This window comes from Escherichia sp. KTE159 (assembly GCF_000408805.1).
Taxonomy (GTDB): domain Bacteria; phylum Pseudomonadota; class Gammaproteobacteria; order Enterobacterales; family Enterobacteriaceae; genus Escherichia; species Escherichia marmotae.
In genome coordinates this window covers 109,818-122,812 of record NZ_KE137293.1, presented here as the reverse complement: position 1 = coordinate 122,812, position 12,995 = coordinate 109,818, and the positions used below count along the sequence as shown (strand labels likewise).

Annotated in this window: 11 protein-coding genes and 2 pseudogenes; 8 read left to right on the top strand and 5 right to left on the bottom strand. The window is 51.4% G+C overall.

Annotation, left to right across the window (positions count from 1 at the left end):
- Positions 1–129 precede the first annotated feature (129 nt).
- From yiaY to A31E_RS26485, 4 genes and pseudogenes are all read left to right on the top strand, one after another.
- A complete protein-coding gene (yiaY, locus tag A31E_RS04430) occupies positions 130–1,281 on the top strand; it encodes an L-threonine dehydrogenase (protein WP_000741511.1) in 1,152 nt (383 codons plus the stop codon).
- 165 nt (positions 1,282–1,446) lie between these two features.
- A complete protein-coding gene (gene aldB, locus A31E_RS04435) occupies positions 1,447–2,985 on the top strand; it encodes an aldehyde dehydrogenase AldB (protein WP_001517481.1) in 1,539 nt (512 codons plus the stop codon).
- 361 nt (positions 2,986–3,346) lie between these two features.
- Positions 3,347–3,544: pseudogene (locus A31E_RS0123180) on the top strand (type II toxin-antitoxin system HicB family antitoxin); the annotation flags it as partial.
- A pseudogene (locus tag A31E_RS26485) lies at positions 3,525–3,617 on the top strand (MipA/OmpV family protein); the annotation flags it as partial. The pseudogenes A31E_RS0123180 and A31E_RS26485, both read left to right, overlap by 20 nt.
- Positions 3,618–3,711: 94 nt before the next feature.
- On the opposite strand, the gene rhaM reads toward A31E_RS26485, so the two are convergent.
- From rhaM to rhaB, 4 genes are all read right to left on the bottom strand, one after another.
- A complete protein-coding gene (rhaM, locus tag A31E_RS04440) occupies positions 3,712–4,026 on the bottom strand; it encodes an L-rhamnose mutarotase (RefSeq protein WP_000619483.1) in 315 nt (104 codons plus the stop codon).
- Between the two features lie 9 nt (positions 4,027–4,035).
- The gene (rhaD, locus tag A31E_RS04445; RefSeq protein ID WP_016249399.1) at positions 4,036–4,860 is read right to left on the bottom strand and encodes a rhamnulose-1-phosphate aldolase; all 825 of its coding nucleotides are present in this window, start codon (positions 4,858–4,860) and stop codon (positions 4,036–4,038) included.
- Between the two features lie 163 nt (positions 4,861–5,023).
- The gene (gene rhaA, locus A31E_RS04450; RefSeq protein WP_016249398.1) at positions 5,024–6,283 is read right to left on the bottom strand and encodes an L-rhamnose isomerase; all 1,260 of its coding nucleotides are present in this window, start codon (positions 6,281–6,283) and stop codon (positions 5,024–5,026) included.
- Positions 6,280–7,749, bottom strand: coding sequence for a rhamnulokinase (rhaB, locus tag A31E_RS04455; protein WP_016249397.1), 1,470 nt, complete (start codon positions 7,747–7,749; stop codon positions 6,280–6,282). The genes rhaA and rhaB overlap by 4 nt, the downstream gene beginning before the upstream one ends.
- A gap of 287 nt (positions 7,750–8,036) precedes the next feature.
- On the opposite strand from rhaB, the gene rhaS reads away from it, so the two are divergent.
- Entirely contained in the window at positions 8,037–8,873 is an 837-nt protein-coding gene (rhaS, locus tag A31E_RS04460) for an HTH-type transcriptional activator RhaS (protein WP_016249396.1), read from the top strand.
- A 72-nt stretch (positions 8,874–8,945) separates the two neighbouring features.
- Complete coding sequence (gene rhaR / locus A31E_RS04465) at positions 8,946–9,794, top strand: HTH-type transcriptional activator RhaR (protein ID WP_001517486.1); 849 nt, start codon at positions 8,946–8,948, stop codon at positions 9,792–9,794.
- Here the strand turns inward: rhaR and rhaT are convergent.
- A complete protein-coding gene (rhaT, locus tag A31E_RS04470; RefSeq protein WP_001517487.1) occupies positions 9,791–10,825 on the bottom strand; it encodes an L-rhamnose/proton symporter RhaT in 1,035 nt (344 codons plus the stop codon). The genes rhaR and rhaT overlap by 4 nt on opposite strands.
- 284 nt (positions 10,826–11,109) lie before the next feature.
- Between rhaT and sodA the strand changes: the two genes are divergently transcribed.
- Positions 11,110–11,730, top strand: coding sequence for a superoxide dismutase [Mn] (gene sodA / locus A31E_RS04475; protein ID WP_010350891.1), 621 nt, complete (start codon positions 11,110–11,112; stop codon positions 11,728–11,730).
- Between the two features lie 259 nt (positions 11,731–11,989).
- Positions 11,990–12,973, top strand: a complete 984-nt coding sequence (kdgT, locus tag A31E_RS04480) for a 2-keto-3-deoxygluconate transporter (protein WP_010376485.1) — start codon at positions 11,990–11,992, stop codon at positions 12,971–12,973.
- The last annotated feature ends 22 nt before the right edge of the window (positions 12,974–12,995 follow it).

The window sequence follows — 12,995 nt, the reverse complement described above, 5'->3', positions numbered from 1 at the left end:
AGCACGTTGTATTATGAATATAACGTGCTTTTTATTAAAAATATTTTAATAAACGGGAATGTCGATCATATTTTCGAATGAAAATACTTTGTAATCTGCCAGCCCTTTTTACTCTTCCAGGAGTGTTTTATGGCAGCTTCAACCTTTTTTATTCCTTCAGTGAATGTCATCGGTGCTGATTCATTGAATGATGCAATGAATATGATGGCAGAATATGGATTTCGCCGTACATTAATTGTTACTGACAATATGTTAACGAAATTAGGCATGGCGGGTGATGTGCAAAAAGCACTGGAAGAACGCAATATTTTTAGCGTTATTTATGATGGCACCCAGCCGAACCCAACCACGGAAAACGTCGCGGCAGGTTTGAAATTACTAAAAGAAAATAATTGTGATAGCGTGATTTCCTTAGGTGGTGGTTCTCCGCACGACTGCGCAAAAGGTATTGCGCTGGTGGCAGCCAACGGTGGTGATATTCGCGATTACGAAGGCGTTGATCGCTCTGCAAAACCGCAGTTGCCGATGATTGCCATCAATACCACTGCGGGCACTGCGTCTGAAATGACCCGTTTCTGCATCATCACCGACGAAGCGCGTCACATCAAAATGGCGATTGTGGATAAACACGTGACTCCGCTGCTTTCTGTCAATGACTCCTCACTGATGATCGGTATGCCGAAATCACTGACTGCCGCTACCGGGATGGACGCCTTAACGCACGCCATCGAAGCGTATGTTTCTATTGCGGCAACGCCGATCACCGACGCTTGCGCATTGAAAGCAGTGACCATGATTGCCGAAAACCTGCCAGTAGCAGTAGAAGATGGCAGCAACGTTAAAGCGCGTGAAGCAATGGCCTACGCTCAGTTCCTCGCGGGTATGGCGTTCAACAATGCCTCTCTGGGGTATGTTCATGCGATGGCGCACCAGTTAGGCGGTTTCTACAACCTGCCGCACGGCGTATGCAATGCCGTTCTGCTGCCGCATGTTCAGGTGTTCAACAGCAAAGTTGCCGGTGCGCGTCTGCGTGACTGCGCGGCGGCAATGGGCGTGAACGTGACGGGTAAAAACGACGCGGAAGGTGCAGAAGCCTGCATTAACGCTATTCGTGAACTGGCGAAGAAAGTGAATATCCCTGCGGGTCTGCGTGACCTGAACGTAAAAGAGGAAGATTTTGCGGTGCTGGCGACCAATGCCCTGAAAGACGCCTGCGGTTTTACTAACCCGATTCAGGCAACTCACGAAGAAATTATGGCGATTTATCGCGCTGCGATGTAATCACCTTCCCGTAACGGCTGGCAAATTGTCAGCCGTTTTTTATCAACTATCTCTGTAATCCTTGCCTGTAAATTTGTGATTGCCGTCGTAAAGCTATCACCGGCTGGCGAAGATTTCACCAACCATGTCTACCCTTGTTATACCTCACACAGCAAGGAGACTACCATGACCAACAATCCCCCTTCAGCACAGATTAAGCCCGGCGAATATGGTTTCCCCCTCAAGTTAAAAACCCGCTATGACAACTTTATCGGCGGCGAATGGGTCGCGCCCGCCGACGGCGAGTACTACCAGAACCTGACGCCAGTGACCGGGCAGCTTCTGTGCGAAGTGGCGTCTTCGGGCAAACGCGATATTGATCTGGCGCTGGATGCAGCCCATAAAGCGAAAGATAAATGGGCGCATACCTCGGTGCAGGATCGTGCGGCGATTCTGTTTAAGATTGCCGATCGGATGGAGCAAAATCTGGAACTGTTGGCGACGGCAGAAACCTGGGATAACGGCAAGCCCATTCGTGAAACCAGTGCTGCCGATGTGCCGCTGGCAATTGACCATTTTCGCTATTTCGCTTCGTGTATTCGGGCGCAGGAAGGCGGGATCAGTGAAGTGGATAGCGAAACCGTGGCTTATCACTTCCACGAACCGTTAGGTGTGGTGGGGCAAATTATCCCGTGGAACTTCCCGCTGTTGATGGCGAGTTGGAAAATGGCTCCGGCGCTGGCGGCGGGCAACTGTGTGGTGCTGAAACCGGCGCGACTCACTCCACTTTCGGTGCTGCTACTGATGGAAATCGTGGGTGATTTACTGCCGCCAGGCGTAGTCAACGTGGTCAACGGCGCTGGTGGCGAAATTGGCGAATATCTGGCGACCTCAAAACGCATTGCTAAAGTGGCATTTACCGGCTCAACGGAAGTCGGTCAGCAGATTATGCAGTACGCTACCCAGAACATTATTCCGGTGACGCTGGAGCTGGGCGGTAAGTCGCCAAATATATTCTTTGCTGATGTCATGGATGAAGAAGATGCTTTCTTCGACAAGGCGCTGGAGGGCTTTGCATTGTTCGCCTTCAACCAGGGCGAAGTCTGTACCTGTCCGAGTCGTGCTTTAGTGCAGGAGTCTATCTACGAACGCTTTATGGAACGCGCCATCCGTCGTGTTGAAAGCATTCGTAGCGGTAACCCGCTCGACAGCGTGACGCAAATGGGCGCGCAGGTTTCTCACGGGCAACTGGAAACCATCCTCAATTACATTGATATCGGTAAAAAAGAGGGTGCGGATGTGCTTACCGGCGGGCGGCGTAAGCTACTGGAAGGGGAACTGAAAGACGGCTACTACCTCGAACCGACGATCCTGTTTGGTCAGAATAATATGCGCGTCTTCCAGGAAGAGATTTTTGGCCCGGTGCTGGCGGTGACGACATTTAAGACGATGGACGAGGCGCTGGAGATTGCCAACGATACGCCATATGGCCTGGGCGCAGGCGTCTGGAGTCGTAACGGCAATCTGGCCTATAAGATGGGGCGCGGCATTCAGGCTGGGCGCGTGTGGACCAACTGTTATCACGCTTACCCGGCACATGCGGCGTTTGGCGGCTACAAGCAGTCGGGTATTGGGCGTGAAACCCATAAGATGATGCTGGAGCATTATCAGCAAACTAAGTGTCTGCTGGTGAGCTACTCGGATAAACCGTTGGGGCTGTTCTGATGTGAAAAACGGGTTGCATCAGGTATTCATTGCCTGATGCGACGCTTGCGCGTCTTATCATGCCTACATGGCTCATGCAATATATTGAATTTGCATGATTTTGTAGGCCGGATAAGGCGTTCACGCCGCATCCGGCATAAGCAACGCGCACGTTATCACTATCTGCGACGCTTGCGCGTCTTATCGGTTCAAATGTTTACGTCTTGAATAGCTGAATATTTATTGAACTAAATTGCGAGTATCCTCGCATCTTTTCAACAAGTTACTGCACACCATTATTCTTCTTCCGAGCGACATTCCTGAGTCAACTTTATCCACCTGACGGCCTATATAAATCGCGCTATCGTGATTGCTACCAAAACATCTGGCTCAGCGGGTGCAGGACTTTATTGGCGGGCAATGGCTGCTGGTAGATATCAATATGAATCAGTTCGAAGGTCGGGCTGAACGAATCAATATTACAATGCCGAAAGGGTTACTGAACAAGATTGATACCTACGTGCGCAATCATCCTGATTACGCCAGCAGAAGTGCGTTTCTGGCAGAAGCTGCCGGACGAGATTACCGACAGCCCAATGATCGATCGTTATGAGAGTTTTATGTTTGTCACTGGTGTGAGCTGGCGTTTTTAATTGACCAGGGAGATGTTGGATAAATTGCGTTAGCAAAATCTATATTAATCAGTTGTAATTACGGTGTCGGAGGGGTATCCGGCACCGCAATGGATTACGGCAGATAAAACACTTCTTGTAGCTCGCTACTGATCGGGCTGTTATTCGGATTAGCGGGCATAACGTCAGTCATATATTTCCACCAACGTTGGCAAACGTCAGTGCTGGCAACCGCATTCCAGCGTTCTTCAGATTCAATTTCCACGCTGGCAAACAGCAAATTTCGCGCTTTATCGAGATAGATAGCGTAGTTATGCGCGCCGTGAGATTTCAATACCGCTTCCAGTTCCGGCCAGATCGGGTTATGCCGACGTTGATACTCGTCGTGGGCGTCGGGGTTTACCTGCATAACAAAGGCTTTGCGGATCATGTTTACTCCTTACAGCGCCAGCGCGCTAGCCAGTGGCGTAACGCCGAAACGTTTGCCGAGGGCTATCAACTCCTCACGACCGATGGTCTGTTTCATGCCGCCCATCGAATACACTTTTACCAACACTTCCGCCGATTTTTCTGCGGTATCGATCAGGCCAAACGCTTCGTCCAGCGTCGGACCGCTGCCGAAGACGCCGTGGAATGGCCAGAGTACCAGTGAATGTTTTTGCATTTCTTGCGCGGTGGCCTGGCCGATTTCGTCCGTGCCTGGCACCATCCACGGCAGAATGCCGACACCATCCGGGAATACCACCAGGCACTCGGTGCTGCCTTCCCACAGTTGGCGGGTGAAAACAGCCGTGTCGTTTTCCAGCACATAGGTGAGGGCGATGAGGTTGGTGGCATGGCAGTGCATGATCACCCGATCTTTACCGTTGGTGGTTTTAATGCGTTTGCAGTGGGAGAGGAAATGAGCCGGAAGTTCGGAGGTCGGAACGGCTTCGTTGGTTAGCCCCCAGAGAATGTGGTATCCCGCACCGTCGCTGTCGACTTTTACGATGCCTAAATTGGCAGCGGGATCGAGCTGGACGTTACGGAAGAATTTGCCGGAACCGGTGACGATAAACGGTGTATTTGCCAGTAAAGGCATTGGCTGACTGAGCGGGATATAGCGCGGTTGTGGATGGAAATTGTCGTGATAAGGCGCGATATCGGCGTCATCCAGGCGCAGCGTCAGGTTGCCGCCGTTGCGCTCGTCCCAACCTTTCAGCCAGGCATCGGTGGTGGCTTTGATCATTCCCTGGACAAACCAGGACTGGGTAATGTTTTGCATGTTCTGTGTTCCTGTAAATTCGGTGTTGTCGGATGCACGACCTGTAGGCCGGATAAGGCACCTGTGCCGCATCCGGCACTCAATGCCTGATACGTCTTATCAGGCATATAACTGTTGCTGACCTGTAGATCGGATAAGTCACTTGTGCCGCATTCAGCGGTATTTACCCGCGTTGACGCAAAATCGTGTTTTCATAAGCCCGCACGCTTTCCAGCCACTCGCTACCCACTGGCGTATCATGACGCTGGCAATACATTTCCCATACCGCCTGCCACGGCAACGATTTCTGCTCTTCCAGCAACGCCAGTCGCGCGGTGTAATCGCCTGCCGCTTCCAGCTTGCGCAGTTCGGCTGTCGGTTCTAACAACGCACGCAGCAGAGCTTTTTTCATATTGCGTGTACCAATGACCCACGCGGCAATGCGGTTGATGGAGGCATCAAAGAAGTCGAGGCCGATATGTACCCGGTCAAACAGGTCATGACGGACGATCTCGCTGGCGATCGCCTGGGTTTCATCATCCAGCAGCACGACGTGATCGCTGTCCCAGCGTACCGGGCGGCTGACGTGCAGCAGCAACTGCGGCACATACAACATGGCGGCGGAAATCTTGTCGGAAATGACTTCAGTCGGGTGGAAGTGTCCGGCATCCAGGCACAGCGCAGTCTGGCGGCTGGTGGCATAACCCATATAAAACTCATTAGAGCCAACCGTATAGCTCTCCGCGCCAATACCAAACAATTTGCTCTCTACGGCGTCGATATGGTGCGCCGGATCCAGCTTTTCGCTGATCACTTCATCCAGTGCTGCCAGCAAACGCTGGCGCGGGGCAAGGCGGTCAATGGTGATATCTTTCATGCCATCCGGGATCCAGATGTTCATCACTGATGGCGTGCCGAGTTGTTCGCCAAAATAGGCCGAAACGCGGCGGCTGGCCTTACAATGATCAATCCAGAACTGGCGAATGCGGTCGTCGGCATGTGAGAGCGTAAAGCCATCGGCGCTTAGCGGATGCGAGAAACAGGAAGGGTTAAAATCCAGACCGAGTTGATTAGCTTTCGCCCATTCAACCCAGTTTTTGAAGTGTTCAGGTTTGATTTGGTCACGCGAGACTGGCGTGTCTGACTCCAGATAGATCGCATGTAAATTAAGCCGTTTCGGCCCCGGAATCAGCCGCATAGCCTGTTCCAAATCGGCACGCAGCTCTTCGGCATTGCGCGCTTTTCCCGGGTAGTTGCCGGTGGCCTGAATCCCTCCAGTCAGCGAACCTTCCGGGTTTTCAAAACCAGAAACATCATCGCCCTGCCAGCAGTGCATTGAAACGGGTAAGCGATCAAGTTGGCGCAGTGCCTCCTCGACATCAATTTCTACCGCCGCGAAACGCTGTTTCGCCAGTTCCCAGGCCTGTTCCAGTTGAGTGGTCATGCGCAAAGCTCCTTAGTCTGTCGTGTAGAGCGAAACTGCGCCACATAGTGGGCAATTTCACTGTCAGGATTAGGGGTAAAGGTGGTCAGATTCGCAGTGGCGCTTACCACCTGACGGAAATCATCCACATTGTTGAGTTCATCCAGCGCCATTAACTGGATGCCGATATTGCCGAGCGTTGAAGCTTCTACAGGCCCGGCGATCACCCGAGTACCGCAGGCATCGGCGCACAACTGGTTGAGTAGTGCGTTCTGGCTGCCGCCGCCGACAATATGCAGTTGCGAGAAATCTTCACCGCGTAGCTGTGCCAGTTCATGCAGCACATCGGCATACAGCACTGCCAGACTGTCGAAAATACAGCGCGCCAGTTCAGCATCACTTTCTGGGATCGGTTGCGCCGTTTCCCGACACGCAGCCTGAATTTCGCTGCACATCGCGTCAGGATTAATAAAGCGATCGTCATTGGGATTGATGATGAAGCGGCAGGCCGGAAGCGCCTGTGTCGTAGCGATAAGTGCCGGGAGATCGTTGATTTGCCGCTCCTGAAGCACCCGCTGAAGCAGCCATAAGCCCATAATATTTTTCAGCACCCGATAGCGACCTTCCGCACCACCTTCATTGGTGATGTTGGCTGCCAGCGCCGCATCATTGGTGAATGGCGTCTGGCTTTCGAAGCCCATCAATGACCAGGTTCCGGAGGAGAGGTAAGCGGCGCGTGATCCGTTTAACGGCGAAGCGATAACCGCGCTGGCGGTATCATGGCTGGCAACGGCGACCACAGGAATTTCATTACCCTGCGGACAAATCCAGTGACCAATGACATTGCCCGGATGCGTCGGGCGGCCAAACCAGGCTTTGTTGGCACCGCTCCACGCCAGCAGGGAGTCATCCCAGTCATCGCTATTGATATTGACCAGTTGCGTGGTGGTGGCGTTTGTGTACTCCCAGTTCATCTTGCCGGTCAGGCGATAACTAAAGTAATCCGGCATTAGCAGAGCGTGAGCAATGTGTGGAATAAGTTCGGGTTGTTGCTCTGTCAGCGCACGTAGCTGATAGATCGTATTGAAGGGCAAAAACTGAATGCCGCTACGCTGATAAATATCGCACTTTCCATATTGCTGTTGTGCCAGCGCCATCAGACCACTGGTGCGGCTATCTCGATAAGCAACAGGCAGACCCACGCGCTGACCGTGTTGGTCGAGTAGTACATAGTCCACGCCCCAGGTATCAATACCGATGCTATCGATACGAATCCCTTCCTCACAAACCTTGTTTAGCCCAAGGCGAATGGCGCTCTCCAGGCTATCCACATCCCAGGTGACATAGCCGTTCCGGTTATGCAGTCCATTGTTAAATCGGTGGATTTCACGCAGCGTCAGGCTGCGACATTCACGGGAGTAACGCGCCAGCATCACGCGCCCACTGGATGCGCCGAGATCGACGGCGACACAATTGCGAAAGGTCATAATGTGATCCTGCTGAATTTCATTACGACCAGTCTAAAAAGCGCCCGAGTTCGCTACCTTCTTGTTACTGACAGGAAAATACACCACTGGCAACCAGGGAAAGATGAACGTGATAGCGTTCACAATTTTCTGAATTGTGGTGGTGTGATGTTTGCCGCATTTCCTGAAAATTCACGCTGTATCTTGAAAAATCGACATTTTTTACGAGTTTTGCCGTCAAAAATTTAAGGTAAGAACCAAACCGCTTGATTACTATTCCGCCATGTTGATGACATCAGGAGGCCAGTATGACCGTATTACAAAGTGTGGATTTTTTTCCGTCTGGTCACGCGTCCGTGGCGATAGAGCCCCGGCTTCCGCAAGCTGATTTCCCTGAGCATCACCATGATTTTCATGAGATTGTGATTGTTGAATATGGCACGGGTATCCACGTTTTCAATGGGCAGCCTTATACCATCTCCGGTGGCACAATCTGCTTCGTGCGCGATCATGATCGGCATTTATACGAACATACGGACAATCTGTGTTTGACCAATGTGCTGTATCGCTCACCGGATCGATTTCAGTTTCTCGCCGGGCTGCATCAGCTTCTTCCGCAAGAGCTGGACGGGCAATATCCGTCTCACTGGCGCGTGAGCCAAAGCGTATTGCAGCAGGTGCGGCAACTGGTTTCGCAACTGGAACAGCATGAAAGGGCGAGTGATTTACCCTCGAAAGCCAGTCGCGAGATTTTGTTTATGCAATTACTGCTCTTGCTGCGTAAAAACAGTTTGCAGGAGAGTATGGAAAGTCGTGAATCACGTCTGAACTTGCTCCTGGCCTGGCTGGAGGAGCATTTTGCCGACGAGGTGAATTGGGAAACGGTGGCGGATAAGTTTTCTCTGTCACTACGCACTTTGCATCGTCAGCTAAAACAGCAAACCGGTTTGACTCCCCAGCGTTACCTTAACCGTTTACGGTTGGTGAAGGCGCGTCATCTGTTACGTCATAGCGAGGCCAGCGTGACCGAAATAGCATATCGCTGCGGGTTCAGCGACAGTAACCACTTTTCGACGCTGTTTCGCCGTGAGTTTAACTGGTCACCGCGTGATATTCGCCAGGGGCGGGATGGTTTTCTGCAATAACGCGAATCTTCTCAACGTATTTCCACGCCAGATTATGAATAATCAAATGCGTTTTCTGGCTGAGGTGGCACGGTGGTTCATCAGTTAATCCTTCGCAAAAAAGATTTTTTTGCCAGCGAACAGCAGGCGGTCGCTGTTGCTGACCGTTATCCGCAGGATGTCTTTGCCGAACATACACATGATTTTTGTGAACTGGTGATCGTCTGGCGCGGTAATGGTCTGCATGTGCTCAACGATCGCCCTTATCGCATTACCCGTGGCGATCTCTTTTATATTCACGCTGATGATAAACACTCCTACGCTTCCGTTAACGATCTGGTGTTGCAGAACATTATTTATTGTCCGGAGCGACTGACGCTTAGTCTTGACTGGCAGGGGGCGATTCCGGGATTTAACGCCAGCGCAGGACAATCACACTGGCGTTTAGGTAGCGTAGGCATGGCACAGGCGCGGCAGGTTATCGGTCAGCTTGAGCACGAAAGCAGTCAGCATGCACCGTTCGCCAACGAGATGGCGGAGTTACTGTTTGGGCAGTTGGTGATGCTTTTGAAGCGTCATCGTTACACCAGTGATTCGTTGCCGCCAACATCCAGCGAAACGTTGCTGGATAAGCTGATTACCCGGCTGGCGGCCAGCCTGAAAAGTCCCTTTGCGCTGGATAAATTTTGTGATGAGGCATCGTGCAGTGAACGCGTCCTGCGTCAGCAATTTCGCCAGCAGACCGGCATGACCATCAATCAATATCTGCGGCAGGTCAGAGTGTGCCATGCGCAATATCTTCTCCAGCATAGCCGCCTGTTAATCAGTGATATCTCGACAGAATGTGGCTTTGAAGACAGCAACTACTTTTCGGTGGTGTTTACCCGGGAAACCGGGATGACGCCCAGCCAGTGGCGTCATCTCTGTTCCCAGAAAGATTAATTCGCCATGCCCATACCAACGATGTTGGCGGCGACAATAATCACCACACAGCCGAGGCTCAACACCGTTACCGGACGGCGACCCGCATTGTTCCACTCTTTCAGAACCAGACCGACGATACCGCCGCACAGAACGTAGAAACTCATATGCAGCATCCAACTGATGTAGTCATATTGCGCCGGAATGCGGGCGTGACCCCAGGCATAGAAAAAGAATTGCAGATACCACATCAAACCGCCCAGCGCCGAGAGCAATATGTTGTGAATGATCAGCGGTTTTGCCAGCGAGAAGTCGGCTTTTAGCGACAAATCTTTCACTTTTGCCAGACGAATAAAACAGAAACCGAGGTTAATAATCGCGCCGCCGCCCATGATGACAACATAGCTTGGCAGAGCGACATACAATGGATCAACACCCAACGCGGCAGCCGCTTCATGCATTGGTTTTGCGGCGTTCATCGCAAAGGACATCCCTGCAGAGAAAATGCCGCACATCACCGCCAGTACCAGCCCTTTTTTCAGGTTGAACTCTTCGGCTTTAATGCCCATTTTGCGCTCTTTCAATTGCCCGGCGCGGGTCACAATTCCCACGCCAATCAGCGCTACCAGCACGCCGAGCAACGTCATTCGCCCACCGTCGGTATTAATTAACACATCGAAATTGCCGTTGATAATTGGCGTCATCAGTGTACCGACGATCAACGTAATGCCAATGGCGATACCTATCCCCATCGACATGCCGAGATAACGCATGGTCAGGCCGTAGTTGATATTACCAATCCCCCACATTGCGCCAAACAAAAATACCGGCAGCAAGGTAGAGAGGCTGAACGAGCTATAATATGCCCAGAAATCAGGTAGTAGCATGGCGCTGATAGCCCACGGCAGAATAATCCACGAGACAATTCCACCGACTGACCACATGGTTTCCCATGACCATTTTTTTACTTTTTTGAACGGAGCGTAAAAACAGGCTGCACTGGCCGCGCCGATCAAATGCCAAAAAATCCCCATCGTAATCGCGTTACTCATTTTCTTATCCTCATCATTTTTCGTCGCGTCACATCTCCGACGAGATGAGTGTAAAAATCGTGCAGTCGATTAACCTTTCGCCTGTTGCCGCCGTTGCCGATTTACTGGCAATCACGGCATTAAGTGGGTGATTTGGCTCACATCTCTGGCATTTTCCTGCAAAACCATATCCTTACGAAAAGTACGGCATTGATAATCATTTTCAATATCATTTAATTAACTATAATGAACCAACTGCTTACGCGGCATTAACAATCGGCCGCCCGACAATACTGGAGATGAATATGAGCTACACCCTGCCATCCCTGCCGTATGCTTACGATGCCCTGGAACCGCACTTCGATAAGCAGACCATGGAAATCCACCACACCAAACACCATCAGGCCTACGTCAACAACGCTAACGCGGCGCTGGAAAGCCTGCCAGAATTTGCCAACCTGCCGGTTGAAGAGTTGATCACTAAGCTGGATCAACTGCCAGCAGACAAGAAAACCGTTTTGCGCAACAACGCAGGCGGCCATGCTAACCACAGCCTGTTCTGGAAAGGCCTGAAAAAAGGCACCACCCTGCAGGGCGATCTGAAAGCGGCTATCGAACGTGATTTCGGTTCCGTTGATAACTTCAAAGCAGAATTTGAGAAAGCGGCAGCTTCCCGCTTTGGTTCCGGCTGGGCATGGCTGGTGCTGAAAGGCGATAAACTGGCGGTGGTTTCTACTGCTAACCAGGACTCCCCGCTGATGGGCGAAGCTATCTCTGGCGCTTCCGGCTTCCCTGTTCTGGGTCTGGATGTGTGGGAACACGCTTACTACCTGAAATTCCAGAACCGCCGTCCGGACTACATTAAAGAGTTCTGGAACGTGGTGAACTGGGACGAAGCAGCGGCACGTTTCGCCGCGAAAAAATAATCGCATATTGCCTGCTGCAATGAGGCGTTAACGCCATTTGCCAGCATAAAAAACAAACCATCGCAGATAGCGGTGGTTTTTTTGTGATCAATTTCAAAATAAAAACAATGATCCTATAAAAATAAAACAACGTTTCAATTGGTGTGGTTTTGATCACTTTTATTGCTCTGTTGAATGTCTATCTTCGTTTCCATCAACACTGATGCACCGTGAAGGACGTATGCATCAGCCTATAAAAATATGCCGATAGGTGATGAAAATGCAGATAAAACGCACGATAGAGAAAATCCCAGGGGGGATGATGCTCATCCCGTTGTTCCTTGGCGCACTGTGTCACACCTTCTCGCCAGGGGCGGGAAAATACTTTGGCTCATTCACTAACGGGATGATTACCGGCACGGTGCCGATTCTGGCGGTGTGGTTTTTCTGCATGGGGGCGTCGATCAAATTAAGCGCGACGGGAACGGTGTTGCGTAAATCCGGCACGTTGGTGGTAACCAAAATTGCTGTTGCATGGGTGGTTGCGGCAATTGCCTCGCGCATTATTCCCGAACATGGCGTTGAAGTCGGATTCTTTGCCGGACTTTCAACGCTGGCGCTGGTGGCGGCAATGGATATGACCAACGGCGGGCTTTACGCTTCGATCATGCAACAGTATGGCACCAAAGAAGAGGCCGGAGCGTTTGTGTTGATGTCGCTGGAGTCCGGGCCGCTCATGACGATGATTATTCTGGGAACCGCCGGAATTGCCTCGTTCGAACCGCATGTTTTTGTCGGTGCGGTATTACCTTTCCTCGTAGGCTTTGCGTTAGGGAACCTTGACCCTGAGTTGCGAGAATTTTTCAGCAAAGCAGTCCAGACGCTGATCCCGTTCTTTGCCTTTGCATTGGGCAATACCATTGATTTAACCGTGATTGCTCAGACTGGTTTGCTGGGGATCTTGCTGGGTGTGGCGGTGATTGTCGTGACCGGTATTCCATTGATTATTGCTGATAAGTTGATTGGTGGTGGCGATGGTACTGCCGGAATTGCGGCTTCCAGTTCTGCCGGTGCTGCGGTGGCTACGCCGGTACTGATTGCAGAAATGATCCCGGCCTTTAAACCTATGGCTCCAGCAGCAACCTCACTGGTGGCAACGTCGGTGATTGTGACTTCGATTCTGGTGCCGATTTTGACTTCTGTCTGGTCGCGTAAAGTTAAAGCCAGAGTGGCGAAGATCGAAATATTAGGTGCGGTGAAATAATCCCCCATCCATTTAAATCAAG

Bases quoted from the DNA above. Each gene is read 5' to 3' on its own strand.
- yiaY (WP_000741511.1), top strand. From the start codon at position 130: ATGGCAGCTTCAACCTTTTTTATTCCTTCAGTGAATGTCATCGGTGCT.
- aldB (WP_001517481.1), top strand. From the start codon at position 1,447: ATGACCAACAATCCCCCTTCAGCACAGATTAAGCCCGGCGAATATGGT.
- rhaM (WP_000619483.1), bottom strand. From the start codon at position 4,026: ATGATCCGCAAAGCCTTTGTTATGCAGGTAAACCCCGACGCCCACGAC.
- rhaD (WP_016249399.1), bottom strand. From the start codon at position 4,860: ATGCAAAACATTACCCAGTCCTGGTTTGTCCAGGGAATGATCAAAGCC.
- rhaA (WP_016249398.1), bottom strand. From the start codon at position 6,283: ATGACCACTCAACTGGAACAGGCCTGGGAACTGGCGAAACAGCGTTTC.
- rhaB (WP_016249397.1), bottom strand. From the start codon at position 7,749: ATGACCTTTCGCAATTGTGTCGCCGTCGATCTCGGCGCATCCAGTGGG.
- rhaS (WP_016249396.1), top strand. From the start codon at position 8,037: ATGACCGTATTACAAAGTGTGGATTTTTTTCCGTCTGGTCACGCGTCC.
- rhaT (WP_001517487.1), bottom strand. From the start codon at position 10,825: ATGAGTAACGCGATTACGATGGGGATTTTTTGGCATTTGATCGGCGCG.
- sodA (WP_010350891.1), top strand. From the start codon at position 11,110: ATGAGCTACACCCTGCCATCCCTGCCGTATGCTTACGATGCCCTGGAA.
- kdgT (WP_010376485.1), top strand. From the start codon at position 11,990: ATGCAGATAAAACGCACGATAGAGAAAATCCCAGGGGGGATGATGCTC.